Raw genomic sequence first — 24,797 nt, forward strand, 5'->3', positions numbered from 1 at the left:
ATGAGGAGAGGTCTGCTCGCCGAGTTCGAGACGCCCGAGGCGCTGCTCCAGGCGATCGCGGAGCTCAGGAGCCGCGGATACCGGCGCCTCGACGCGTTCACGCCGTACCCGATCCACGGCCTCGAGCAGGCGCTCGGGTTCCGCCGCTCGCCGCTCACCTGGCTCGTCCTGCCCTTCGCGCTCGCGGGCACCGCGGGAGGCTACCTCGTCCAGTGGTATTGTAACGCGTTCGACTACCCGCTCAACGTGGGCGGGCGGCCGGCGCACGCGGCCCCTGCGTTCATCCCGATCACCTTCGAGATGATGGTGCTCTCGGCGGCCCTCTCGGGGTTCGTCATCCTGCTCGTCCTCGCGCGGCTGCCCGAGCTCTCGCACCCGGTGTTCGACGTGCCCGGGTTCGAGCGCGCCTCCCTCGATCGGTTCTGGATCGGCATCGACGCCCGCGACCCGGCGCTCATCAGCCCCATCACCGAGCGCGATCTCACCGATCTCGGCGCCCTCACCGTGGCCTGGGCCGGGAAGGAGCGATCATGACGCGCGGACTGCCCCTCTCGCTCTCCTGCCTGGCCGCGGCGCTGTGCCTCTCCTGCACGCCGGTGACCTCGGCCGACGCCGAGCCCGGCGAGGCGGACCTGCTGGATCTCGAGCGCATGCTCCGCCAGCGGCGCTACACGGCCTACCAGGAGACAGAGCTCTTCGACGACGGCTCGGCCATGCGCCGCCCGCCCGAGGGCACCGTACCGACCGATCGCGTGCTCGGCGATCCCGGGCTCACCCTCGGGATCGCGGACGGAGCGTACGTGGCGCGCGTCCCGGTCACGGTGACGATCGAGCTGCTCCGGCGCGGGAAGGATCGCTACGAGATCTTCTGCGCTGCCTGCCACGGGGTCGCCGGAGATGGCGAGTCGGAGGTCGCGCGCAACATGACGCTGCGGCGCCCGCCGTCGCTCGTCGACCCGCGCGTCCAGGCGTTCCCGCCCGGGCGCATCTACCAGGTCATCGTCGAGGGCTACGGGCTCATGCGCTCGTACGAGCCGCACGTCCCGCTCAGGGAGCGCTGGGCGATCGTGGCCTATGTGAAGGCACTCGGGAAGAGCCGCGCCACCGCGCTCGACGCGCTCCCCCCACCCCTCCGCGAGCGCGCCCGGAAGGAGCTCCCGTGAACCGGCGATTCCCCGTCTTCCGAGGCGGCCGCGCGATCGTGACGCGGTCCCTCGGCCTCGCGCTCCTCGGCGCCCTCCTCCTCGTCATCGGGGCGTTCGTGGACCGGGAGCGGCTCTTCTACGCGTACCTCGCGGCCTACGCCTTCGCCGTGACCACGGCGGTCGGGGCGCTCCTCTTTCTCATGATCTGCCACGCCATGGCCGCGACATGGCCAGTGGCCGTCCGCCGCCTCGCGGAGGCGATCGTCGGGGCGCTGCCGCTGCTCTGCGCGCTGTTCGTCCCGCTCCTGTTCGGCCTCGGCGCGCTCTACGGGGAGTGGCTCCACCCCGAGTCGATCAGCGACGAGCACGTTCGAGCCGTCGTGCTCCACAAGACGCCTTACCTGAACCTCCCCTTCTTCCTCGTGAGGACGGGGATCTACTTCACGGTGTGGATCGTCTTCGGCGCCCTGCTCCGGCGCGGCTCGATCCAGGGCGACGCGACCCCGGCGCTCGCCGACAGCCGGCGCCTCCGCGTGATCAGCGTCGCCGGCCTCCCGCTCGTCGGGCTCACGCTCTCGTTCGCGGCCTTCGACTGGCTCATGTCCCTCGCGCCGACGTGGGTGTCGACGATGTTCCCCGTCTATGTGTTCGCCGGCGGCTTCGTCGCCGCGATAGCGCTGCTCACGGTGCTGGCGTTCGCCGCCGAGCGCGCCGGGCTCCTGCCCGGGCTGAGCGCGTCGCACTACTACGCGCTCGGCCGGCTGCTCCTCGCGTTCACCATCTTCTGGGCCTACGCCGCGTTCTTCCAGTTCATGCTGATCTGGATCGCGGACAAGCCCGAAGAGGCGGAGTTCTACGTGCTCCGCGCCCACGGCCCGTGGGCGATCGCGTCCCTCGTGCTCGTGCTCGCGCGGTTCGTGATCCCCTTCGCGATCCTGCTCAACTACGGGATCAAGCGGCGCCCAGCCTGGCTGTCGGCCGTCGCCGCCTGGATCTTCGTCGCGCATTACCTCGACATGCACTGGCTCGTCGCGCCCGAGGTCCCGGGCGCTCGCGCGCCGTTCCACTGGCTCGACGTGGCGGCGCTCCTCGCCGTGATCGGCCCGTGCGTCGCGTTCGCCGCGCTGCGGGTGCGCGGCAGGCCGCTCGTCCCCGTCAACGACCCGGCGCTGCCGGCCGCCCTCCGCTACGAGAGCATATGACGTCCCACTACCGCCGTCCCGACGTGCGCCAGGAAGAGGATGTCGTCCCCTGGAAGACGATCCTCGCCGTCGCGTTCGCCGTCGTCGTGATCTTCGTCGTCCTGGGCCTCTGGTCCTGGATGCTCCTGCACGGGCGCGAGGCGGAGCTCCGCCCCTCGGGGAGGAGCGCCGAGCGCTCCCAGGAGATCTCGCTGCCGCGCGGCGAGGTGGCCGGGGTGGATCAACGGATCTTCCGGCGCGAGGCCATGGGCGAGGAGGGCATTGGCACGGCGCTGAACCACCGGAAGCGCGAGGAGCTCGGGCGCTTCGGCTGGGCCGACCGCGGCCGCGGGCTCGTGCAGATCCCGATCGAGGACGCGATGAATCTCGTCGTGGAGGAGAGCCGCTGATGAGGATGCACCACCTGTCCACCACGGCGCTCCTCGCGCTCGTGTTCACGGGCGCGCCGCTCACGGCCGCCGCGGATCGGCCATTGCTCCCGCCCGCTGCGCGCGAGGCCGACATCGACGAGCGCCTCGGGAACGCCATCGACACGACGCTCCCCTTCACCGACATGGACGGGCGGCGCGCGCCGCTCTCCGAGCACTTCGACGGGCGCCGGCCGGTCGTCCTCGTCCTCGCCTATTACCGCTGCCCGACGCTCTGCGGCCTCGTGCTGCGCGGCCTGGTCACCGGCATGGCAAAGCTCGATTACCGGCTGGGAGAGCACTACCGCGCGCTCACGGTGAGCTTCGATCCGCGGGACACCCCGGCGTCCGCGGCGCGGAAGAGGACCTCCGCGCTGTCGGCCCTGGGCATGGCCGGCGCGCCGGCGCGCGAGACCTGGCCCTTCCTGACCGGCGCGCAGCCCGAGATCCGCGCGCTCGCGGGCGATCTCGGCTTCCGGTTCGGGTACGACCCGCAGACGGAGCAATACGCGCACCCCGCGGCCATCTTCGTCCTCACGCCGGACGGCCGCATCTCACGGGTCCTCTATGGCATCGAGTTCTCCTCCCTCGATCTCCGCCTCGCGCTCCTCGAGGCGAGCCGCGGGCAGATCGGCACCCCCCTCGAGCGCGTCCTCATGACCTGTTATCGCTACGACCCCGCGAGCCGCCGCTACGGCCCGTATGTCGCCGGCTTCCTGCGGCTCGGCGGGGCCGCCATCCTGGCGTGGGCCGCCGCGGTGATCGCCTTCTTCGGCTGGCAAGGGCGGCGGCGCAGGGGAGAGGGGCGCGCGCGATGAACGAGCTCCTGCGACAGCTGCTCTTCCTGCCCGAGCAGCGCTCCTCGCTCGCCCGAGAGATCGACGGGCTGCACTACTTCGTCATCTCCGTGACGATGGGCGGCGCCGCCCTCATCACGCTCATCGGCGGGTATTTCCTGATCCGCTATCGCCGCCGGCTGGAGGACACGCATCGGCCGCACCCCGGGGTCTTCGCGCGGCCCGCGCTCTTCCTGGAGACGGTGTCGCTCTTCGGCCTGGGCTTCGTGTTCCTCACGTTCTGGACCATCGGCACGCGCCAGTTCGTCGACCTGCGCACGCCGCCGGAGGACGCGCTCGACGTCTATGTCACGGCCAAGCAGTGGATGTGGAAGTTCGCCTATCCGGGGGGAGACAGCGAGATCTCGGTGCTCTATGTCCCCGCGCGGAGGCCGGTCCGGCTCATCATGACGTCGCGCGACGTCATCCACAGCTTCTACGTGCCCGCGTTCCGCATCAAGCAGGACGTCCTCCCGGGCCGGTACACGACGGTCTGGTTCGAGGCGATCGAGCCCGGCGCGTACCCCATCCTCTGCACGGAGTTCTGCGGCACGAGCCACTCGGAGATGCGCGGCCAGGTGATCGCGCTCGACCCGGCCGACTACGAGCGCTGGCTCGCGGGCGGGGTGGCGAGCGCCCCGGCGTTCGCGCAGGAGGCCGCCGCCGAGGCGGAGAACGAGCTCGCCGAGGCGGAGCCGACGATGCCGAGCCGCGGCGAGCACGCCGCCGCGAAGCACGGCTGCCTCCGCTGCCACACCCTCGATGGAACACAGCACGTCGGCCCGACCTGGGCCGGGCTCTACCGCTCGGTCGTGCCGCTCGACGGCGGCGGCGAGCGCGTCGCCGACGAGGCCTACATCACGGAGTCCATCATGGATCCGCTCGCCGCGGTGCACCGCGGGTTCACGCCGGTCATGCCGTCTTTCCGGGGACAGATCACGCCGCCCGACGTCGCGGCGATCATCGAGCTCATGAAATCGATCCGCGACGTGCCGCGCGGCGCCGTCGTGCCGTGGGACGGCGGGGTCAGCGACACGGGCGCCGCGGCGCCGGAGGGGGTGACGCCATGACAGCCCACGAGATCGAGGGGACCGCGCCCATCCACGGCGCGCACGACGCCGACTATCTGCGCGCCCGCGCGGGCGTGCGCTCGTGGCTGCTCACGACCGATCACAAGCGCATCGGGCTCATGTTCTACGCGCTGATCGTGCCGATGCTCATGCTCGGCGGCGCCTTCGCGCTGGTCCTCCGGACCGAGCTCCTGACCCCCGGGCCCACCGTGATCAGCGCGGCGACCTACAACCGCATGTTCACGCTCCACGGCGTGGTCATGGTGTGGCTCTTCATGATCCCGTCGATCCCGAACATCTTCGGGAACTTCGCCCTCCCGCTCATGATCGGCGCCAAGGATCTCGCCTTCCCGCGCCTCAACCTGGCGAGCCTCTACGTCTACGCGATCGGCGCCGTCATCACGCTGGGGGCGACGATCGCCGGGGGCGCCGACACCGGCTGGACGTTCTACCCGCCGTACAGCACGACGACGCCCGCGGGCGTCCTGCCGGTCGTGATCGGCATCTTCATCCTCGGCGCCTCGTCGATCATGACGGCGGTGAACTTCATCGCCACGACGCACACGATGCGCGCCCGCGGGATCGGCTGGGGGCGCGTGCCGCTCTTCGTGTGGGCCATCTACAGCACGAGCATCATCATGCTGCTCGCGACGCCCGTCCTCGGCCTGACGATCCTGCTCGTCGGGATAGACCACATCTACCATTTCGGCATCTTCGACCCGACGCTGGGCGGAGACCCCGTGCTGTTCCAGCACCTGTTCTGGTTCTACTCCCACCCGGCGGTTTACATCATGGTGCTCCCGGCGCTCGGGGTCATCAGCGAGGTGGTCTGCACCTTCGCGCAGCGCCAGCCGGCGTCCTACTGGGCGATCGCCCTCTCGTCGCTCGGCATCGCGTTCATCGGGTTCACGGGGTGGGGGCACCACATGTTCGTGGCCGGGATCAGCGAGCTCGACGCCGGGATCTTCGGCGCGCTCTCGATGTTCGTCGCGATCTTCTCCGCGATCAAGGTGTTCACCTGGGTGGCGACGCTGCACAAGGGGTCCATCCAGTTCAACACCCCGATGCTCTATTTCTTCTGGTTCCTGTTCCTCTTCGTCTTCGGCGGCATGACGGGCGTCGCCGTGGCCACGCAGTCGCTCGACGTCCACTGGCACGACACGTACTTCGTCGTCGCCCACTTCCATTTCATCATGGTGGGCGGCACGCTCACCGCGTTCCTCGCGGCGGCGCACTACTGGTTCCCCAAGATGTTCGGCCGCACCTACTCCGAGTCGATGGGGCTGCTCACGTCGTTCGGGGTGTTCCTTGGGTTCATCCTGACGTTCCTCCCCCAGTTCCTGGCGGGCAACGCCGGAATGCCGCGCCGCTATTACAGCTACCCGGAGCAGTACCAGTGGCTCAACGTGCTCTCGACCGGCGGGGCCTTCCTGCTCTCGGGCGCGCTCCTGCTCGCGCTGGTGAACCTCCTTGTCGCCCTGCGCTGGGGGGCGCGCGCCACCGCCAATCCATGGAGGTCCCGGAGCTACGAGTGGATGACGCCGCCCATCCCGCCGGAGCACAACTTCCCCGTGACGCCGGTCGTCGATCGCGGCCCGTACGATTACCACCTGACCGACGAGGAGGCCCATGCCCGAGTCTCACCCGCCCGCTGAGCCGCTCGCCCCGGCGCGGCTGGCCATGCAGTTCGAGGACCTCGAGAAGCAGACCCACGCCGCGCACTTCGGCATGTGGATCTTCCTCGCCAGCGAGGTCCTGCTCTTCGGCGGGCTCTTCGGCCTGTACGCCGCCTACCGCGCGGTCTTCGGCCCCGAGTTCACCGCCGGGATCGCGCACAACAACGCCGTCATCGGGACGGCCAACACAGGGATCCTCCTGACGAGCAGCCTGCTCGTCGCGCTGAGCGTCTACGCCGTGCGCCTCGACCGGCCGGCGAGGGCCGGCCGCCTCCTGCTGGGCGCGATCGCGCTCGGCCTCGCCTTCCTCGTGCTGAAGGGCGTCGAGTACGCGGCGCACTTCCACGAGGGGATCTTTCCCGGGGCCGGCTACCGCTTCGAGGAGCTGCCGTATGCCGGCGCGAAGATGTTCTTCACGCTCTATTACCTGACGACCGGGCTCCACGCGATCCACGTGACCGCGGGGCTCGTGGTCCTCGGCTGGCTCGCGTGGGGGTGCTTCCGGCGCCGGTACGGCGCGGGCAACGAGACGCACGTCGAGCTCGGCGGGCTCTACTGGCACCTCGTCGACGTGATCTGGATATTCCTCTGGCCGATGCTCTACCTGATGCACCGCTAACGGGACGTTGCGCCCATGACCGTCAAGCACCTCTCCTCGCGGACCTACGTGATCGTCTGGCTCCTCCTGATGGGGCTCACGCTGGCCTCGTACCTCCTCTCGCTGGCCCACCTCGGCCAGGCCGATGTCGTCGCGGCGCTGCTCATCGCCACGGTGAAGACGGTGCTCGTGCTGCTCTTCTTCATGCACCTCATCGAGCAGCGCTTCGCGAACGCGCTCCCGATGATCGTGGCGGCGCTCCTGCTCGGCCTGCTGCTCACGCTGATGCTCAGCGACGTGACGAGCCGCGAGACGATCACCCGCAGGCCGATCCCGCCATCGCCGCTGCCCGGGGCCACGGCCGCGCCCCGATGACGGCTGCATCCCGATGATCCGTCCATCGCGCGAGCGCGCCCGCCGGCGCGGGCCGTAGGCGCGGGAGCCGCGCTGTCGTCGGAGGGCGCGACGCCGATCTCACCGCATCTGCCGCCGCTCACGTGGGCTATCCGCCGCCCCGGTTCGGGCCTACAAACACGTGCTCTCGATGCCGCGCGACGGCCCTGCGGAAGGGTGTCTGCGCCTCCGGCATTGAACGTTCGTAGGAGCGACCATGAAGAGATGGATCGGGCGGACCGCTGTCCTGTGCGGCCTCGCCGCGGCCGCGTGCACGCCCGGCCCGGCGGACGCGCCATGGCTCGCGGAGGGGGACGGGTCTCTGGCGCTGGACTGGGCGGCGGCCTCTCCGACGGCGTTCCGCGGCGCCCCCGGGAACGTCGACCCGAGCGCGCCGTGCTCCGCGCGGGTCCTCTTCACGGAGGCCTTCGCGGACAAGGCGACCCGGTGGAGCCTCGCGGCGGGGTGGGAGATCGGGCCGGCGAGGGCGTCGAGCGACCAGCGCGCGGGGTTCCCCGATCCGGCCAGCGATCACACCGAGGCCGGCGACGACGGCGTGGCGGGCGTGGTCCTCGGCGGCAGCCCGAGCGTCACCGCGCCGCACCCGCAGCGCTACCTGACCAGCCCCGCCGTCGACGCGCTCGTGAGCGGGCAAGTCACGCTGTCGTTCTGGCGATGGCTGAACACGACCTACCGCAACAAGGCCCGCGTCGAGGTCTTCGACGGATCGCGCTGGCGGATCGTCTACGAGTCTCCGCACGACGATGTCACCGAGTCCGGATGGAAGCGCGTCACCTACGATCTGACGCCCTACAAGAGCTCGAGCCTGCGCGTGCGGTTCGGCTACAGCGCCGTCATCGCCTTCGGCGGCGCGCCCATGTCGGGCTGGAACATCGACGACGTGCAGATCAGCGCCTGCCGCTGAATCGGCTCATGGCCCGAGCGGGAGAGCGCTCGCGGGCTCCCGCGAGCGCTGTAAAAAGACACACCCAGGGCGTCATTTTCCTTTCCTGCTGACAAATCTCGCTCCCGGCTCCGCCATGGCTCGCCCTGGCACCTCGCTTGCTCAACCCAGCCCTGGAGCGCGCGAGGACGTAACCCTGCGCCAACCTGTGCCAAAGAAAGGACCGGTCGAACCATGTCCATGCAGAAGAAGCGAAAGGTGCTGAAGGCGCCGTTCATCGTGACCGTCGCCGCGGCGGCCTCGCTCGCGGGCGCGGTGGCCCTGCCGGGGTGCGATCCCACGGTGACGAACGGCAGCTGCCCCGAGTCGGCGCCGGAGATCGGATCGAGCTGCGAGGAGGACGGCCTCTCGTGCAACTATGGTGAGGAGTCGTGCGGCATCCCGATCTACAGGACGTGTATGGGCGAGGTGTGGGATCGGGCCCCCACGGTGGCCTGCAACCCGCCGCCGCCGGAGTGCCCCGCGGAGGTGCCGAAGGCCGGCAGCGCCTGCGAGGAGCGCGGGAAGACCTGCAACTATGACACCACCGGTTGCCCCTCGGTGGTGACGTGCGGTGACGACGGCACGTGGTCCGAGCCGATCTCGCCGGCCTGCAACCCGCCGCCGCCGGAGTGCCCCGTGGAGATGCCGAAGGCCGGAAGCGCCTGCGCGGAGCCCGGGAAGACCTGTAACTATGACGCCACCAGTTGCCCTGCGCTGGTGAGCTGCGGTGACGACGGCACGTGGTCCGAACCGATCTCACCGGCCTGCAACCCGCCGCCGCCGGTGTGTCCCGAGGTGATGCCGACCGACGGGGATCCCTGCGTGGCGGCGAGCGGGCCCTGCCCCTACGAGATGATGACCGGCTGCGGCCCGATGCCGACCGAGGCCGCGTGCGTTCAGCAAAAGGACACCTGGAGCTGGCAGGTAGCCGAGATCTTCTGCAACCCGCCGCCCCCCGACGTCTGTCTCAACGCCGCCACCGAGGACGCGTGCGAAAACCTCGGGCCAGCGTGTCGCTGGCTCACGCCAGGCTGCGGCGACGCCTCGACGACCCCCGTGCTGGCCAAGGCGGGCTGCTTCCCGAGCCAGGGTTGCGAGGTCGACGAGGCGTGTCCGGGCGGGACGCTCTGCCAGGAGCTCGTCATCAACCCCTGTTACAAGCAGGCCTGTGACGCCTGCGGCTCGACAGTGAAGGTGTGCGCGCCGCCAGGCGGGCGCCCGAGCACGTCGCCGTGAGCTCCTCCGGGGGCGGCGAGCGCCCGTCTGCCGTCTTGCCGCCCCCGGACTCCCCGCCTAGCGTGATCCCATGACGGACGCCCCCGACGCAGAGCAGGACAGCGACGCTGACGCGGAGGCGCCGCGCGGGCAGCGCGCCCCCCTCCCTCCCGCGAGCGACGCGGTGCGCGCCGAGTGGGGGCGGCGCGTCGAGGCCGAGTACCGCTCGGCGGCGATCACGCAGCACCTCACGCTCTGGCTGATCCAGATGGGCGCGTCGCCGGATCTCATCGACGACGGCCTCCGCATCGTCAAGGACGAGCTCGCGCACGCGCGACTCAGCCATCGCGTCCACGCCCGCGCGGGCGGCGGCGCCTTGCCGGCGCTCCGCCGCGAGACGCTCGGGCTCAGGAGCACCGGGGACGAGCCGCTCGAGATGGCCGTCGCCCGGGCGGGCGTGGAGGTGTTCTGCCTGGGGGAGACGGTCGCGGTCCCGCTCTTCAAGGTGCTCCGCGAGGGGTGCACCGTGCCGGTCGCGCGCCGGGCGCTCGACCGCATCCTGCGCGACGAGGTGCGGCACCGCGACTTTGGCTGGACGCTGCTCCGTTACCTGCTCGAGCAGCCGTGCGCGCCGGCCGTGCGGCAGCTGGTCGAGCGCGAGCTCCACGCCATGTTCACGCGGCTTCGCAGGAGCTACATGCCCCCTGGCGGCGCGAGGCGCGCGGCGATCTCCGACGACGACCGCGCCTGGGGCCTGATGCCGCCCGCGCGGTACGGCGAGATCCTCGAGCGCGCCGTGGAGCGCGACTACGCGCCTCGCTTCGGCGAGCACGGCCTCGACGCGACCGCCGCGTGGCGCGCGGCGACAGCGCCCGACAGGTCCGCCGCGCCCCCCTGAGCCGGACGCCTCCCAGCCGCCGCGCGGCGCCGCGAGACGGCCGCGCCCCCTGAGCCGGACCCCGCCAGCCCTCGCACACAGCGCCGCCGGCCTGGAGCCTGCGCGGACGCGCCGTCACGCCATCACGCGGATCACCCGCCGTTCCGGCAGGCTCTCCCGCCGCTGCGCCCATTCGCCGCGCGCCGCCGACTCGAGGATGCGGCGCAGGAGCAGCGCTGGCGCGTCCGCCTCGACGTGGTGCTCGCGGAGGGCCCCCTGCTCCGCGCAGGCGAGCTCCGCGCTCTCCAGGAGGAGCCGGTCCTGCCGGAGGATCGCCGGCTCTTCCGGGCGAAAGCGCACGCGCGCCCCGAAGGGCAGCGCCCTCGCGCTCATCCACTCCAGGCGGCACCGATCGGGCGCGGTCGGGACAAAGTGCAGGACGATCCGGCGCGAGGGCCCTCCCAGCGAGCGCACCTCGACGCGGTCGGGGAGCTTGAACGAGAGCAGCGTCTGCACCGACCGCTGCCCTGGCGCGCCGCCGTCCTCGCGGACCGGCCCGCGCAGCGTCATCCCGTCGAGCGTCGGCCGCAGCTCGAGGAGCTCCTCGCGCAGGCCGCGGAAGAGCGCCGTGTAGAACTGCCAGTGGGTCCACGGGTGCGCAAACGCTGGATGACACCAGTCGAGGTTGTTCTCCAGGCCTTTGATGGACGAGCACCCGAGCTCCACCGAGCCCTGATCCCAGCGGTGCGCCGCAAAGCCGTCGATGCTCGGCGCGGGCGGCGGCGCTCCGCCGTGGCCCTCGCCGAGCCAGACCCACACATACCCGTCCTGCTCCGCGCACGGGAACGCGGGGACACCGCACCTCTCGGGGATGCGCCTGTCCCCCGCGAGCGACGGGATGTGCACGCACTCGCCGCCGCCGCCGTACCTCCAGCCGTGGTATCCGCACGCCAGCTCTCCCCGGGTCACGCGCCCGAGAGACAGCTTGACGCCGCGGTGGCAGCAGCGATCCGCGAGCGCGCGGGGACGGCGGCCGTCTCCGCGAAATACAACGATGTCCCGATCGAGGACCCGGATCGCGCGGGGGGCATCCCCGAGCTGCGAGGACGCACAGGCAACATACCAGTACTCCCTGAGGAACATGACCTCACCTCCAGCAAACATTCATGAATGTATGTAAATCGATCTAAAAAAACGCCCTCAGCGCCGGAGCCCGCGCAGGAACGTCGCGACCATGCGGCGCACGACGGCCCTAGACTCCAGCGCCGTCGGGTCCATGAGGTGCAGCGCTGTCGCTCCGTGCACGAGGCTGACGGCCGCGAGGGCCGCGGCCCTCGGGTCGGTGGCGCGGTCGATCTGGCCGGCCGCGATGCCCTTTCGCACGAGGTCGGCGACCATGTCGACGAGGCGGCGCGCGTTCGCGATCTTCTGCTGGAATCCCGGCTCCAGCTCGGGCGTGAGCTCGGTCTTGAACAGCGTGATGGAGAGTACCGCGCGGTACTCTGGATCTTCCTCGAGGTACTCGAGCGATCGCGTGAGCAGGCGCTCGATCGACTCAAGCGGCGCGTACCGGGGCGAGAGCGCCTCCGCGAAGACCTCGTTCGCCTTGGCGAAGCGCTCGCCGATGAGCGCCGAGTAGAGCTCGACCTTGCCCTTGAAGTGCCAGTAGACCGCGCCCCGCGTCAGCCCGGCTTCCGCCGCGACGTCCTGCAGCGTCGCCGCCGAGTATCCCTTGCGGCTGAAGACGCGCAGCGCCGCGTCGAGGATCTGCTCGCGGGTCGCCGCTGCTTCCTCCTTCGTCCGTCGCACCCACCCCATATACATTCTCGAATGTATGTTAGCAAGCCCGATCGTCACCTGGCCGGCGCCGGGCGCGCGGGGTGGGGCCGCCGTCGGGACGGGCGGGGCGATCTGGCGGAGAGGACGCGAGACCAGGTCGTGAAGACGCCGGGCTCGGGCTCAGGTCGTGAAGACGCCGAACTCGGGGCTGTAGATGACCACGCCCCGGGCGCGCTCGAGCGCCCCCTGCGCGAGTTCGATCGCCATGAACGCCTCGTCCGCCGCGTACTCGTTGCCGAGGCCGTACAGGCTGGCCTTCTTGAACCCGAACCGAGCGTAGTACTCCGGCGATCCGAGGACGACGGCGAACGCGAATCCGGCGTCCGTGCACGCCGCGATCCCCTGTCGCGCCAGCGCAGAGCCGATGCCGCGGCCCTCGAGCCCGGGCGAGACCGCGAGCGGCGCGAGGCCGACGCCTTTGCCGGGGACGCCGTCGCCGGCGATCGTCACGGGGCTGAACAGGACATGTCCGACGATGCCCGTGTCCGTCACCGCGACCAGCGAGACGGCCGCGCGCCCCGCGTCCCGCAGCCTGTCCACGAGATCCGCCTCGAGCGCCGAGGGAAACGCCGCGAGGTGAACGGCGCGGATCCCCGCTTCATCGCCCGCGCGCTCCGGCCTGACGTCCATCATCGACGCACCCCGCCGGGCCGACGCTTCTCCGCCGATCGGCCTGCGCGAGGGGCAGCGTCCGGCGCGATCCCCCGCCCGCGAGCCGCGTCAAGCGCCAGAGAGGACGCGGCTATGACAGACCATGTCCCACCGGGTCGACGCCTCGATAGCGCCCCTTCCTCTCCGGTTCTCCACAGGCCTTCTCCACAGGACATCCCCTGGACAACAGCTGGATTCTGTCGATTACCTTCGCCGCGCGCGCCTCTTCTCGTCATGGCCATTCGCACAGCCTAGCGGAACGCCGCGCGCGGCAGGGTGAACCGGGTGAACCGGCGCCCGACGACACACGCAACAATTCGTAATCACAACGATTTCTACGGCAACAGGCACCGCCGTCCGCCCCTGACGGGTTGGGACAATGTCCGTCCGATCGATCCCTTTCCCGACGGGTCGAAGATGACTATCCATGGTAGACATCAAGAACGCGGCGCGACGGCGTGTCTCTCGCACGAGCGTGTAAATGGCGCGCCGGAATGCTTCGTTTTGGAGGAGACTTCATGGAAAAGATCTCGCTCACGTACTTTGTCGACTTCGTTCTCAAGGCCGGGACGCCCAAGCTGACGGGCGTCAGGGAGTTCAAGGAGCGGAAGGACGAGCTCTACACGGACTTTTACAGGCAGGTGCGAGAGGCGATCGTCGACATGCACAGGAGCGGAAAGCCCACCAGCGTGCTCGACGGCTTCCTCGCCGCGCAGCACGACGAGCGGCGCCGCCGCATTTACCCGTCGGTGGTGAACGGATATCGCAAGTTCCTCGCCTCGACGAGGATGACGTGGTTCGAGCCGCCGGCGTCCACGTACCGCCTCGGCGATCTGGAGATCAACGTCAACCCGGAGCTCGGGCTCGTCATCGATGGGACGCCGCATGTCATCAAGATGTATTTCCGCGGGGAGCCCCTGTCGTCCAAGCGCGTCTCGGTCGTGCTGAACCTGCTCATGAACGGGCTCGCGGAGAGCACGCCGGGCGGCGCCTTCGCGGTGCTCGACGTGCGGAACGCCAAGATTCACACCTTCAAGGTGCCGAACCCGCGGCTCAGCCTGCTTCTCCGCGGCGAGGCGGCCTCCTTCGCCACCATCTATACCGGGCTGTGATCGCGGCGCCGCGGGGCGAGGCGGCGCCGCGCAGACGTCACACCACGTCGTCTCCCGGCGTCCACCGAGCCCACGACGCCCACCGCGACGCCCACCGCGACACCGGCGTTGCCACGCCGCGCGCCCTCCGCCGCTCATCCCGGCGGGGGCGCGCGGCGCGCGCGCCCAGCCCGGAGCAGGACGCGCGCCGGGTGGACGCGGGAGCCGAAAGGTCGATGTCACGACGACGACGCCGTGACGCCATGACGCGATGACGCGACGTCGCGACGACGTGATGACGCGACGCCGCAATGACTGGCGCACACGCAATCGAGCTGTAGGAGATCGACGCCACTGGCCTCATCGCAGAACGCACAAGCAGAGTAAAAATGACCGATTCAGAGAAAGAGAACTACGAACGCTCGGGCAGTTTCGTTTATCCTCGGGCTGCCATGGACCGCCGCGCGCAGATCACCGCAACCCCGCTTCATGTGCCCAGCATTCTTGTGGTCCTTGATCCCGCGTGGCCGGCGCTCTTCAGCCTGTGCCTCGCGGTGGCGCCGGGCTGCGGGGTGCTCCTGCACCGCTGCGACGCGGCGACCGCCGCGACGATCGCCGCCGAGCGGCGGCCGCTCGCGATCCTCCTGTCCAACAGCATCTACGCGAGGGATCCCGCCGATTTCGAGGCGCTCGCCCGGGACGTCCACTCGACGCTGCTGCGGCTCGATGAGGAGGTCAGCGAGCGAGAGCTCGAGGCGATGCTGAACGGCGCGCTGCGCGAGACGCGCGAGACGAACGCGCAGCGCGACGCGGGTCGGCGCGACGAGGGCGGCGGGCGCTACACGATGATCGGGGCGCAGCGCAGCGAGACCTTCGGCCACAAGGCGGCCTCGAGCGCGGACTCCCGCGCACCGCAGCGGGCGGGCGCGAGCGCGGATCCCCGCCTCGCGCCGCAGGTCCGCGAGAGGTCGACGAGCCAGAGCACGCTGCCGCCGCCATCGGCGCGCTCCGCCGCCCCGCCGTCGGCCCGGGCGCCCCTCGCGAGCCACGCGCTCACGCCGGTGCCCCCGTCGAGCGCGCCGCCTTCGTTCCGCTCGCCCCCCTCGATGCCCTCCGCGCCGCCGCTGGCGCGCACGCAGCCGAGCGCGTACGTGCCGGGCGGATCACCATCGACACCGCCGCCCTCCGCCCGCTCGCTCTCGGGCCCTGCGCATGCGTACGCGGAGACCGCCGGGAGCGGCCGCCTGTCGAGCCTGCCTCCGTCGTCGCGCCCCGAGCCCCTGTCGAGCCCGCCTCCGTCGATGCGCTCACAGCTCCTGGCGGGTCCACCTCCGTCGACGCGCGCGCAGCCGAGCGTGCCGCCGGTCCCCTCGTCGCGCCCTCTGCCAGGGGGCCCTGCGGCGCGTCGACCCACACCGACGCCGTCGAGCGCGCAAGCAGGGCCGCCCTCCTCCAGGCGCAGCCTGCCGAGCCCGCCGTCGTTGCGCACGATGGCGAGCTCGCCCCCCTCCGTGCGCTCCGTCCCGCCCGGCATGCCCTCGAGCGCCGAGCCCCCGCCGTCGATCAAGACGATGGGGCCCCTGTCGGCGCGGATGGCTCCGGCATCCTCGGTGCGCCCCGAGCTGTCGCCGCGCTCCGGCGTGCGAGAGCGGGGCAGCGAGGAGCTAGACGCCGTGTTCGAGGATCAGAAGCTGCCGCTCGACGCGCTCGCGCGGGGCAACCGCGGCACCACGACCACGCGCTGAAGCGCAGGCCAGAGCGGTTCCTGCCCCCCTCTGCATCATCCAGAGCAGAGCGGCCCATCCAGAGCGGAGCGGCACCAGAGCGGCACCAGAGCGGCGGTCTCCCGCACAGGAGACGGGCCCAGATCGGCGTTTTCGGCGCGCAAGCGTACTCCGGTGCGCTGAGCACCGAAAACGTCGAGATGGGCCCGTATCCGAAGCGGGTGACCGCCGCTCTAGCGGCGCGTGAGCCACGAGACGGTGGAGCCGGCGGCGCGGCCGAGCAGATCGCCGGCGATGTCGATCAGCGCGGGCGGGGCGGGCGCGCCGAGATCGCGGCCGAGATCGACGAGAATGCGGTCGACGCACTCCATCGCGCTCGAGGCGGCGAGATCCATCCCCGCGCCGCGCCCGCCGGCCGCGCGCCCTGCGAGGTACAGCCCCCGCACGGGCGTGTACACCGCCGGCCGCGCGCGGCCGACCTGGCCAGGCGTCTGCGCCGTCCCCGACGCGAGCTCGCCGCCGGGAGCGCCCGCCTCTCCGTCCGCGGATGATCCGTCGACGAAGATCGCCTGGGAGAGCACGCCGGGCACCGCCGCCGACAGCGCGCGCAAGAGCTCGTCGACCGTCGCGCCGGGTCCGCCGCGCGAGGCGCCGCCGCTCCCACCCGGTACGGCGCACGCGCAGAGGAGCTCATGTCCAGGCGGCGCGAGCGACGGGTCGAAGCGCGTCGGCGCGAGGCAGTAGAACGGAAACTGCGGCGCGCCGGCGCCGCCGGCGAGACCGGCGAGCGCGCCCGCCGGGACGAGCCGCCTGCGCAGCCCGATCTTGACCTCGACGAGCCTCGGCTGGGGCGCGATCGCACGGACGCGCGCCACGTAGGCGTCGGGGAAGTGCGGCTCGCCAACAAGGCCCGACACCGTGCGCAGGAGCCCGGCCGCGCTCACCACGATGCGCGCAGGGAGCGCCGTTCCGTCCTCGAGCTCGACGCCCTGCACGCGACGATCGCGCACCAGCACGCGGCGCACGGTCGCGCCCGTCCACACGGCAGCGCCGAGCTCCCGGGCCAGGCGGCAGAAGACCTCGGGGATCCGCGACGCGCCCCCCTCGGGATAACGCTGCCGGCCGGCGCGGGCGAGCCGGCGCAAGGAGAACAGCGCCTCGCCCGCGGACGCCTCGGCCCCTGGCAGCAGCAGCGGCAGGCCAAGCAGCCCGCCGAGCCGAGCGGCGGCGGCGGCGCGCGGGATGAAGCGGGCCACGTACGCCTCGGCCGTCACGTCGTCGCACGCGGCCAGATCGACGTCGCGCATCGCCGCCGCGTGCGCGAAGAGACGCGCGGCGCCCGCGGCCTCCAGCGGCGTGAGGTCGAGGCCGCGCGCGAGATCCAGGGCGGTCCCGGCGAGCCGGAGGAGATCTGCCTGCAGGACGACGCGGCGAGCGCGCGCGGCCCCGGCGCGGGCGCCCGTGAAGCAGAGCGCCGCCGGCTCGTCGCTCTGCTGGAACGTGATGGCGTCGCCCTGGCCCACGCGGCGGAGCACGTCGCCGAGCGGGCCTTGCTCGCCACAGCCGAGCATGTGCGTGACTGTGTCGATACGGAAGCCGTCCCTCTCGTAAGCGGCAGAGGAGCCGCCCAGGCGGCGCTCCCTCTCGACGAGCAGGGTCGGGATGCCGGCGTGCGCAAGGAGGAGCGCCGCGGCAGCGCCGCCGACGCCAGAGCCGATCACCACCGCGCGCAAGGGAGCCTCGTCCATGACGTCACGAGAACATATCGCGGAGAGCCCGCGCTGCGCGCGCCGCGCCGCCGGCAATCTGGCGGAAACCGCGCTGGAATCACGCTAGCAGGCGCTAGCAGGCGCTAGCAGGCGCTAGCAGACGCGAGACCACGCGAGACCACGCGAGACCACGTGAGGGGTGGCCGCGGGATGCGAGGAGGCGCGTGGGCCACGTGGGAGGACGCGGGGCCGCGCGAGGAGACATCGGGCTACGCGGAATCACGCAGGGCAAGGCAGCGCAGCACACCACGATTCGACAAAGCGCCGAGGCGCGCGCCGAGCGTTGACCCTCGAGAGCGGCCCCCCGTAGAGTGTAGCCTTGCAGCCGACGTGCCCGCTATGAAGACCTGCCCGCAGTGCCATCAGCGTTACCCGGCCGACAGCGCCTTCTGCTTCATCGACGGCTCATCGCTCGTCTCCGAGAAGGATCCCCGCATCGGGACGTCGATCGCGGGTCGCTACGTCATCGAGCTCGGCCTCGGGATCGGCGGGATGGCCACGGTCTACAGGGCATACAACAAGCTGATCGGCACCCCGTGCGCCATCAAGATCCTGAACCGCGAGTTCGCGCAGGACACGACGACGCGGGAGCGCTTCCGGCGCGAGGCACGGCACGCGCAGCGGCTCGCGCACCCGAACATCATCGAGATCTTCGATCAGGGCGACACCGACGACGGGCTGCCGTTCCTCGTGATGGAGCTGCTCCAGGGGACGAGCCTCGCCGACGTGGTGGAGCGCAGCCGGGTGCCGCTCGCGCGGGCCCTGCCCATCTGGGTGCAGATGGCGCGCGCCCTCGGCCGAGCGCACGACTTCGACGTCGTGCACCGCGATCTCAAGCCGGAGAACGTGTTCCTGATGAAGGGCGACTGGGTGAAGCTCCTCGACTTCGGCATCGCCCGCTGCGCGCAGGACGCGCGCCTCACGAACCTCGGCGAGATCTTCGGCACACCGCAGTACATGGCGCCGGAGCGCAGCACGACGATCGACGCTGGCCCCCCGGCGGACCTCTACTCGCTCGGGGTCATCATGTTCGAGATGATCACGCAGCGGCTGCCGTTCGACGCCCCGGATCCGGCGAGCTGGATCCTGAAGCACATGAACGAGCAGCCGCCGCACCTCAAGGAGCTCGCTCCGGAGATGCCGGACGCGCTCGACCGCCTCGTCAGCGCCCTGATGGCGAAGGAGCCGTCCGAGCGCCCCGTCGACGCGTACCGCGTGCTCGCGGAGCTCGAGGAGATCGCGGCCGCGAGCCGGATCGCGCTCCCCCCGCCGCCGGAGGCGATGCCGCGCGACTCGGCGGTGCGCTCGAGGGGCGCCGGGCGCGATCCCTGGGTCAGCCGGCTCGATCTGTTCGAGCGGATGACGGCCCGCGCGTTCGGCGCGTCGGCGCCGGGGGAGATCCAGCGGCAGCTCGAGGCGCTGCGCGGCGTCGTGCGGGAGCACGCCGACCTCCGCTCGAGGGCCCTCGACGAGCAGCGGCGCCTCGAGGGCGTCGCCGAGGAGTGGCGCGACGGCCGGATGCAGATCGGGCGGGCGATGGACGCGCTCACGGTCGACGCCTCGCTCACGCGCGAGGAGGCCCGGTCGTTCCGCGCCAGGGTGGCGCCGCTCAGCGCGGCGACGCAGGCGTTCGTCCCCGAGGTGCTGATCGCGCACAAGGAGGCCGTGCGCTGGGAGGGCCGGTGCGGGTTCGCCGAGCCCTACCTCGAGCTCGCCGCCAGCTACCGCAGGCTGGCCGAGCTCGTCGAGGGCTGGTATGCGTCGCGCAAGGCGGACTACGAGGCGGAGAGCGAGGCGATCGCCCGCGAGCACGAGGTGGCCGAGGTGGACGCGCAGATCAAGAAGCTGCGCGAGCGCCTCGAAGAGCTCGACCGGCAGCTCGAGGCGCGGCGACGGGAGTCCCAGGAGCGCATCGCCGAGATCGGGCGGAGGGTCGATCAGCTCGACGCCGAGCTGCTCCACCTGGCCAGCCGCTTCTGCGCGCCGCTCCGGTCGAAGCCGGAGCTCGGCACGCTCTTCGTGGAGCTCGAGCGGCTCGCCGGCTGATCGCTCCGCTCCGGCGCGGCTCGGGCGCACATCGTGGCCGCGTGTCGCAGGTCGAGGCGCTCCGGCGAGGACTTCCCTTCGGCGCGCGTGGATCGGGCTCGGATGCGCCCCCGCGGAGCTCGACCCGGCGGCGCGGCGTTCCTCCGCCGCCTGCCGTCGCGCCGCGCGCCAGCACGGTCGCCGCGCCCCGTGCGTACTAAGCTACCCGCCGTGACGCCCGATCCCGCACCCGAGGCGCGGCGCTCCTCGGCACCGCGCCCGCCGCGCGCGCCGGGACGCGCGCGCCGCGCTGCGTCCGCCGTCGCGGCGGCGCTCGGGCTCACGCTGACGTTCGCGGGCGCCGCGGCCGTGGGCGTCGCGCTCCACCTCGACACGCCCGCCGCGCGCCGCGTGGCCCGCGACGCCACGAACCGGCTCCTCGGCTCGCTGTTCCAGGGGCGGATCGTGGCTGACGAGATCGACGCGCTCGGCCTGGGCGGCGTGCGGATCCGATCGGCGGTCGCGCTCGATCCACGGGGGAACAAGGTGATCCGCGCGAGCGGCCTCGAGGCGCGCGCCGACGTGCTCGCGATGCTCCGCGGCGCGCTCTTCGGCGCGGGCGCGCTCCACATCGAGGTCCCGTACATCCGGGTCGAGCAGGCCGACGTGCTGGTCCAGGACAACGGCGCGGGGGGCGTCACCCTCGGCGACACGTTCACGCCGCTGCCGCCGCGAAGCCCGCCCTCGTCCAAGCCCGAGGGGCCTCCGCGCGACGTCGTCGTCGCCCTCTCGCACGTCGAGATCGGGCGCGGGTGGGTCCACGGGCAGCTCGCTCCGCCGCGCGCGCTGGACGCCGATGTCAGCCGGCTCTTCGGGTCGGTGCACATCGGCCCGGAGGGCGTCGCGGTCGACGTCGATCAGACGGGCCTCGTGGATCGCGCGTTCCTGCCGGCCAGGACGGCGGGCACGGCGAACTACCACCTCCGCGCCGGGGACAAGGTCCGGATGTGGAGCAGCTTCGCCGGTCGGCTCGCCGACGTCGAGATCACCGCGCGGGCCGTGCTCGACGAGGAGCACCTCGAGGCGCAGGCGAGCGTCCCGCGCGCCACGCCGGAGCAGCTGCGGAGCCTCCTCCCGGATCACCCCCTCACCGAGCCGATCTCCGCGCGCGTGGCCGTGGACGGGCACCTCCCTCAGCTCGACGTGGTGGCCTCGGCCACGGCGGATCCTGCGGGCCCGGCGGGCGGCGGCCTCGCCCTGACCGGGCGGCTCGACGTGGCGGGGCCCGTGCGGCTCGACGCGGAGGTGCAGGCGCGCGACGTCGATCTGCGGCTCTTCGGCGTGCGCCTCTCGCCCGATACGGCGAGCGGGGCAGCGCCGACGCAGGCGGGCACGGCGCCCGTACCGGCCGGCGCGGCGCCCACCCCAGCCGCGCCCGCCCGGCCCCGTGCCGTACCCACCCTGACCCACGCCGTGCCCGCCCTGCCCCGCGTTGCGCCCGCCCGGCTCCGCGCCGAGGCGACGAAGCCCGCGCTGGAGCGCGGCTCCGAGCCGGCGCCCGTGATCACCGCGGACGGCCGGGTGCACGTCGAGCTCGGCGACCTGCTCCGGCTCTCCGTCGAGGCGCGGACCGAGCCCACCGCGCTGCTCGAGCAGCGCGTGCCGGCGGCGGACGTCCACCTCGTGCTCGACCGCGGCGAGCTCCACGCGCGCGTGCACCTCCACGAGCCGGGCGCGCCGATCGACGCCGCCGTCTCCCTCCTGCCGGGCGGGCAGGGCCTCCATTTCGCGGCGACGGCCGACATCCCGGCGATCGCCGCGGCGCCGCGCCTCGCCGGGCCCGTCGACGGCGCCGGCCGCGTGCGCGTCGAGGGGAGCCTGCGCAAGGGAGCGCTCGACGCGCGCGTCGAAGGCGCGTTCGCCGGCCTCCGGGTCGGCCAGGACGTCGCGCTCGCCAGCGCGCGCGTCGCGGGGCGGGTCTCCGGGCCGATCGACGCGCTCTCGATCGACGCCTCGCTCTCCGGGAAGGAGGCGCTCGCCGGCGGCCACACGGTCGACGAGGTCACCGCGCAGATCTCCGGCCCGCTCGCCTCGCCGAAGCTCCGCGCGACGCTCACCGACGGCGACGACTCCCTGAGCGCCTCCGCGCGGCTGGCCACCACTCCCCTCGCCCTCCGCGACCTCGAGCTCCAGCTGAAGCGCGACGGCGCCGCGGTCGCGGGGAAGATCACGGCGATCACCTCCTCGGCCGGCGGGCTCGCCGTCGAGGGGCTCGATCTCTCCTCGGCCGAGCTCGGCTCGCTGAAGGGCCGGCTCGCGGTGCGGGGCGATGACGTGACCGGGCGCCTCCGGGGCGACGGCATCGACGTCGGCCGCGTGGCCCGGCTCCTCGGGCTCCCGATCCGCGTGCGCGGGCGCGCGGAGGTCGACGTCGCGCTCGATCGGGACCGCGAGGCCGGTCGCTCGGGCCACGTACGGCTCGGCCTTGCGGGGGGCGAGATCGCGTTCCTGTCCGGCATCTCGGCGCAGCTCACGGCGACCTTCGAGCGCGACCAGATCAAGGCCGACGGGTCCGTGCGCATCGACGCGAAATCGCCGCAACCGAACGGGAACGGCGGGCAGCCGCCGAACCGCGCGTGGAACGACGCCCTGCCGCGGTGCGCCGGCACCCTCGCGAGCGTGCGTGTGTCCGGCGCCGAGGGCACGCTGGAAGGGCCCCTCCTGCGCGCGAAGACCTGGACGACCCTGGTCGGGAAGGCCGAGGTCGCCGCGAACGACTGGGACCTCGGCTGCCTCGCGCAGCTCATGCCGATCGGGCACATCGTGAGCGAGGTGCGCGGCAAGCTCACGACCAGCTTCGGGGTGTCGCGCGCGGCCGGCGAGCCGTTGCCTTCGCTGCACGACGTGCTCGTGCGGACGCACGGCCTCGCGCTCGCCGGTCCTCATCGGCTGGGCGCCGAGCGCCCGGCCTGGGAGTCGCGCTTCGTCGACGCGCAGCTCAAGGGCTCGTTCAGCGGCGCGACCGGCAAGGCGGACGCCGCGCTGACCCTGTACGACGGCGGGCTGCTCGCCGACGTCTCCGGCGCGATCGAGCTCGATCTCGAGGCGCTCACGGGGCCGCCCGCGGCCCTTTGGTCGTCGCTCCTGCGCTCGCCCATCGCCGCGCACGCCGCCATCCCGCGGCGCGGGATGGACCAGCTCACCACGCTGCCCTCGTTCGTGCGCGAGGCGCTCCCGCCGCTCGCCGGCGAGGTGCGGATCGACGCGTACGCAAGCGGCACGATCGAGCGTCCGTTCCTGACGGCGCGCACCCTCTGGTGGGGCTTGACCTATGCGCCGCCGGGCGCCTCGAGCGCGACGGATCTCCTGTTCCCCACCGATCTCGACGCGTGGCTCACGTACGACAGCGAGAAGGCCACGCTGGACGCGCACGTCACGCGCGGCGCGGCCGAGATCGCGACCGTGAGCGCCCAGGTGCTCGCGCCGCTCGAGCGCCTGCTCGCGGACGTCCCGGCGCGCGCGCTCAAAGGCGCGCCTCCGCCCCCGGCGTGGACGGGCTCCTTCCGCGCGACGCTGCGCGAGGTCCCGCTCGGCGAGATCCCCCTGCTCGCCGACAGCGGCATCGCCGGGCGCGTGAGCGGCGAGATCGAGATGCGCGGCCTCAACATCGCGCCGTCGCTCAGGGCGCGCCTTACGGTGCCGGGGGTCACGCTCGGGAGCGACCTCGCCTTCGAGCGCGGCGTGCTCGCGCTGCGGATCGACCCGATGCGCGAGGCCGGGCGCGGGAACCTCCGCGTCACCGAGCTCGCCCTCGAGGGCCAGCGCGGCGGCAAGCTCCGCGCGAACGCCTTCGCGAGCGTGCGCTTCCGCGGCGGGTTCATCCCGGTCCTCGACGGCGAGCGCACGGACCTCGCCATCTCCGCGGAGCGTTTCCGGCTCGCGGCGCTCCAGCCGCTGGTCGGCGGTCTGCTGAGCAAGGTCGACGGGACGCTGGACGGCAACCTCCGCATCGAGCTCGGCGGCCCGTCCGACGCCGACGGCAACCTCCGCGCCCAGCTGGAGGTCAGGGACGGCGTCGTGCACATCCCGGAGCTCGGGCAGGAGCTGCGCGACGTGGCCGCCCGCGTCACGGCCGAGGGCGGCGTCGTCCGGATCGAGGGCTTCCGCGCGGCGGGCACGACCGGGATGGCGCAGGGCTGGGCCCTGTTCCGCCTCGCCGGGCTTTCGCTGCGCGACGGCGCCGGGGCGCTGACCATCGCCGAGGACCAGGCCCTCCCGCTCACGCTCGAGGGGGTGCCGCTCGGGACCGCCTCCGGGGCGCTGTCGTTCATCGCGGAGAAGAAGCCGGGCGAGCTCGCCCTGTACGCGACGGTCCCCACGCTCCGCGTCTCGCTGCCGGCGACGAGCAGCCGCGACGTCCAGCCGCTCGGCGACAACCCCGACATCTCCGTCTCGCAGCCGCTCGGGCCGGCGAAGCAGCGGCGCGCGGCGGACGCGCTGCGCTACTCCGTGGCGTTCGACGTGCGCGACGCGTTCGTCAGCGGCGCGGGGCTAAGGCTGCGCCTGCAGAGCGCCGAGGACGCGCCGCCGCGCGTCGTGATCGGAGAGGACACGCGGGTGTCGGGCGGCATCGTGGTCACGCGGGGCGAGCTCGAGATCTACGGCAAGGCGTTCGAGATCGAGGGCGGGCGCGTGCGCCTGCGCGAGGAGGAGGCGTCGAACCCGCACCTGAACGTCACGGCGCACTGGGACGCCCCCGACGGCACGCGCATCCACGTCGCCTTCAACGGCAACCTCCGGCCCATCACCGACAGGTCGCTGCGCTTCACCTCGAGCCCGCCGAGCTCGCAGCAGGACATCCTCGCGCGGCTCCTGTTCGGCGCCGATTTCTCGGAGGGCGCGCAGGCCGCGGGCTCCCAGACGCCCGCGGGCCTCGCGGCCGGCGGCGTCGCGGCGTCGGTCGGCAGCGAGATCGCGTCGGCGCAGTTCAACGCGCTGCTGAGCGGCATCGCGCCGCTGCGCGGGCTGACGACGCGGTTCGGGACGACGTCCGAGGGCGCGCTGCGGACGAGCCTGGTCTACCGGCTGAGCGACAACCTGACGGCGCAGGCGACCTTCCAGGAAGGCGCGCAGCAGAGCGCCGCGACGGTCTCGAGCGGGCCGACCCCTGGCGGGACGGCGAGCGAGCGCGGCACGCAGACCGAGGTCACCATCGACTGGCGCTTCAGCGAGCACTGGACGCTCCGCGGCACGGTGGGCGTCGACGCGCGCCAGGCGACCTCGGGCATGCTCGACCTGCTCTGGCAGTACCGGTACTGAGCCGAGCGCGGCCG

The 24,797-nt window shown here is 72.4% G+C and carries 20 protein-coding genes; 16 read left to right on the forward strand and 4 right to left on the reverse strand.

Going from position 1 to position 24,797, the window contains the following annotated elements; all coding sequences use genetic code 11:
• From WME95_RS25060 to WME95_RS25115, 12 genes are all read left to right on the forward strand, one after another.
• The gene (locus WME95_RS25060) at positions 1 to 534 is read left to right on the forward strand and encodes a DUF3341 domain-containing protein (RefSeq protein WP_437910907.1); all 534 of its coding nucleotides are present in this window, start codon (positions 1 to 3) and stop codon (positions 532 to 534) included.
• Complete coding sequence (locus tag WME95_RS25065) at positions 531 to 1,163, forward strand: c-type cytochrome (RefSeq protein WP_437910908.1); 633 nt, start codon at positions 531 to 533, stop codon at positions 1,161 to 1,163. The genes WME95_RS25060 and WME95_RS25065 overlap by 4 nt, the downstream gene beginning before the upstream one ends.
• On the forward strand, positions 1,160 to 2,347 hold the full coding sequence (locus WME95_RS25070; protein WP_437910909.1) for a hypothetical protein: 1,188 nt from the start codon (positions 1,160 to 1,162) through the stop codon (positions 2,345 to 2,347). The genes WME95_RS25065 and WME95_RS25070 overlap by 4 nt, the downstream gene beginning before the upstream one ends.
• Complete coding sequence (locus WME95_RS25075; RefSeq protein WP_437910910.1) at positions 2,344 to 2,736, forward strand: hypothetical protein; 393 nt, start codon at positions 2,344 to 2,346, stop codon at positions 2,734 to 2,736. Before WME95_RS25070 ends, WME95_RS25075 begins: the two co-directional genes overlap by 4 nt.
• On the forward strand, positions 2,736 to 3,572 hold the full coding sequence (locus WME95_RS25080; RefSeq protein WP_437910911.1) for an SCO family protein: 837 nt from the start codon (positions 2,736 to 2,738) through the stop codon (positions 3,570 to 3,572). Before WME95_RS25075 ends, WME95_RS25080 begins: the two co-directional genes overlap by 1 nt.
• Entirely contained in the window at positions 3,569 to 4,660 is a 1,092-nt protein-coding gene (gene coxB / locus WME95_RS25085) for a cytochrome c oxidase subunit II (RefSeq protein ID WP_437910912.1), read from the forward strand. Before WME95_RS25080 ends, coxB begins: the two co-directional genes overlap by 4 nt.
• The gene (locus tag WME95_RS25090; protein ID WP_437910913.1) at positions 4,657 to 6,315 is read left to right on the forward strand and encodes a cytochrome c oxidase subunit I; all 1,659 of its coding nucleotides are present in this window, start codon (positions 4,657 to 4,659) and stop codon (positions 6,313 to 6,315) included. Before coxB ends, WME95_RS25090 begins: the two co-directional genes overlap by 4 nt.
• Positions 6,290 to 6,955: a cytochrome c oxidase subunit 3 gene (locus tag WME95_RS25095; RefSeq protein ID WP_437555253.1), complete on the forward strand. Its 666-nt coding sequence runs from the start codon at positions 6,290 to 6,292 to the stop codon at positions 6,953 to 6,955. Before WME95_RS25090 ends, WME95_RS25095 begins: the two co-directional genes overlap by 26 nt.
• Positions 6,956 to 6,970: 15 nt before the next feature.
• A complete protein-coding gene (locus WME95_RS25100; protein ID WP_437910914.1) occupies positions 6,971 to 7,309 on the forward strand; it encodes a cytochrome C oxidase subunit IV family protein in 339 nt (112 codons plus the stop codon).
• 235 nt (positions 7,310 to 7,544) lie between these two features.
• Positions 7,545 to 8,252 (forward strand): hypothetical protein, encoded by a 708-nt coding sequence (locus WME95_RS25105; RefSeq protein WP_437910915.1) that lies wholly within the window; start codon positions 7,545 to 7,547, stop codon positions 8,250 to 8,252.
• Between the two features lie 219 nt (positions 8,253 to 8,471).
• The gene (locus WME95_RS25110; RefSeq protein WP_437910916.1) at positions 8,472 to 9,509 is read left to right on the forward strand and encodes a hypothetical protein; all 1,038 of its coding nucleotides are present in this window, start codon (positions 8,472 to 8,474) and stop codon (positions 9,507 to 9,509) included.
• 70 nt (positions 9,510 to 9,579) lie between these two features.
• Entirely contained in the window at positions 9,580 to 10,386 is an 807-nt protein-coding gene (locus tag WME95_RS25115; protein WP_437910917.1) for a ferritin-like domain-containing protein, read from the forward strand.
• Between the two features lie 114 nt (positions 10,387 to 10,500).
• Here the strand turns inward: WME95_RS25115 and WME95_RS25120 are convergent, their stop codons facing one another.
• The 3 genes from WME95_RS25120 to WME95_RS25130 form a co-directional block, all read right to left on the reverse strand.
• Positions 10,501 to 11,508: a Rieske 2Fe-2S domain-containing protein gene (locus WME95_RS25120; protein ID WP_437910918.1), complete on the reverse strand. Its 1,008-nt coding sequence runs from the start codon at positions 11,506 to 11,508 to the stop codon at positions 10,501 to 10,503.
• A 57-nt stretch (positions 11,509 to 11,565) separates the two neighbouring features.
• Positions 11,566 to 12,174: a TetR family transcriptional regulator gene (locus WME95_RS25125; protein WP_437555264.1), complete on the reverse strand. Its 609-nt coding sequence runs from the start codon at positions 12,172 to 12,174 to the stop codon at positions 11,566 to 11,568.
• A gap of 150 nt (positions 12,175 to 12,324) precedes the next feature.
• Positions 12,325 to 12,837 (reverse strand): GNAT family N-acetyltransferase, encoded by a 513-nt coding sequence (locus tag WME95_RS25130; RefSeq protein ID WP_437555266.1) that lies wholly within the window; start codon positions 12,835 to 12,837, stop codon positions 12,325 to 12,327.
• A 536-nt stretch (positions 12,838 to 13,373) separates the two neighbouring features.
• Between WME95_RS25130 and WME95_RS25135 the strand changes: the two genes are divergently transcribed.
• Both WME95_RS25135 and WME95_RS25140 read left to right on the forward strand, forming a co-directional pair.
• Positions 13,374 to 13,967 (forward strand): hypothetical protein, encoded by a 594-nt coding sequence (locus WME95_RS25135; RefSeq protein WP_437555268.1) that lies wholly within the window; start codon positions 13,374 to 13,376, stop codon positions 13,965 to 13,967.
• A gap of 368 nt (positions 13,968 to 14,335) precedes the next feature.
• A complete protein-coding gene (locus WME95_RS25140; RefSeq protein WP_437910919.1) occupies positions 14,336 to 15,691 on the forward strand; it encodes a hypothetical protein in 1,356 nt (451 codons plus the stop codon).
• A 212-nt stretch (positions 15,692 to 15,903) separates the two neighbouring features.
• On the opposite strand, the gene WME95_RS25145 is transcribed toward WME95_RS25140, so the two are convergent.
• Positions 15,904 to 17,418, reverse strand: a complete 1,515-nt coding sequence (locus WME95_RS25145; protein WP_437910920.1) for a phytoene desaturase family protein — start codon at positions 17,416 to 17,418, stop codon at positions 15,904 to 15,906.
• Between the two features lie 360 nt (positions 17,419 to 17,778).
• Here WME95_RS25145 and WME95_RS25150 point away from each other — a divergent pair, with 360 nt between their 5' ends.
• Together WME95_RS25150 and WME95_RS25155 are read left to right on the forward strand one after the other, a co-directional pair.
• Positions 17,779 to 19,485 (forward strand): protein kinase domain-containing protein, encoded by a 1,707-nt coding sequence (locus WME95_RS25150; RefSeq protein ID WP_437910921.1) that lies wholly within the window; start codon positions 17,779 to 17,781, stop codon positions 19,483 to 19,485.
• Positions 19,486 to 19,695: 210 nt separating this feature from the next.
• Positions 19,696 to 24,783 carry a translocation/assembly module TamB domain-containing protein gene (locus WME95_RS25155; RefSeq protein WP_437910922.1) on the forward strand — a complete coding sequence of 1,696 codons (5,088 nt, stop codon included), beginning with the start codon at positions 19,696 to 19,698 and terminating at the stop codon, positions 24,781 to 24,783.
• Positions 24,784 to 24,797 lie beyond the last annotated feature (14 nt).

Origin of the sequence: Sorangium sp. So ce327 (assembly GCF_051530205.1) — a bacterium.
GTDB classification, from domain to species: Bacteria; Myxococcota_A; Polyangia; order Polyangiales; family Polyangiaceae; genus Sorangium; species Sorangium cellulosum_B.

Coding starts and splice junctions, on each gene's coding strand:
- WME95_RS25060 (WP_437910907.1), top strand. CDS start 1: ATGAGGAGAGGTCTGCTCGCCGAGTTCGAGACGCCCGAGGCGCTGCTC.
- WME95_RS25065 (WP_437910908.1), top strand. CDS start 531: ATGACGCGCGGACTGCCCCTCTCGCTCTCCTGCCTGGCCGCGGCGCTG.
- WME95_RS25075 (WP_437910910.1), top strand. CDS start 2,344: ATGACGTCCCACTACCGCCGTCCCGACGTGCGCCAGGAAGAGGATGTC.
- WME95_RS25080 (WP_437910911.1), top strand. CDS start 2,736: ATGAGGATGCACCACCTGTCCACCACGGCGCTCCTCGCGCTCGTGTTC.
- coxB (WP_437910912.1), top strand. CDS start 3,569: ATGAACGAGCTCCTGCGACAGCTGCTCTTCCTGCCCGAGCAGCGCTCC.
- WME95_RS25090 (WP_437910913.1), top strand. CDS start 4,657: ATGACAGCCCACGAGATCGAGGGGACCGCGCCCATCCACGGCGCGCAC.
- WME95_RS25095 (WP_437555253.1), top strand. CDS start 6,290: ATGCCCGAGTCTCACCCGCCCGCTGAGCCGCTCGCCCCGGCGCGGCTG.
- WME95_RS25100 (WP_437910914.1), top strand. CDS start 6,971: ATGACCGTCAAGCACCTCTCCTCGCGGACCTACGTGATCGTCTGGCTC.
- WME95_RS25105 (WP_437910915.1), top strand. CDS start 7,545: ATGAAGAGATGGATCGGGCGGACCGCTGTCCTGTGCGGCCTCGCCGCG.
- WME95_RS25110 (WP_437910916.1), top strand. CDS start 8,472: ATGCAGAAGAAGCGAAAGGTGCTGAAGGCGCCGTTCATCGTGACCGTC.
- WME95_RS25115 (WP_437910917.1), top strand. CDS start 9,580: ATGACGGACGCCCCCGACGCAGAGCAGGACAGCGACGCTGACGCGGAG.
- WME95_RS25120 (WP_437910918.1), bottom strand. CDS start 11,508: ATGTTCCTCAGGGAGTACTGGTATGTTGCCTGTGCGTCCTCGCAGCTC.
- WME95_RS25130 (WP_437555266.1), bottom strand. CDS start 12,837: ATGATGGACGTCAGGCCGGAGCGCGCGGGCGATGAAGCGGGGATCCGC.
- WME95_RS25135 (WP_437555268.1), top strand. CDS start 13,374: ATGGAAAAGATCTCGCTCACGTACTTTGTCGACTTCGTTCTCAAGGCC.
- WME95_RS25140 (WP_437910919.1), top strand. CDS start 14,336: ATGACCGATTCAGAGAAAGAGAACTACGAACGCTCGGGCAGTTTCGTT.
- WME95_RS25145 (WP_437910920.1), bottom strand. CDS start 17,418: ATGGACGAGGCTCCCTTGCGCGCGGTGGTGATCGGCTCTGGCGTCGGC.
- WME95_RS25150 (WP_437910921.1), top strand. CDS start 17,779: ATGAAGACCTGCCCGCAGTGCCATCAGCGTTACCCGGCCGACAGCGCC.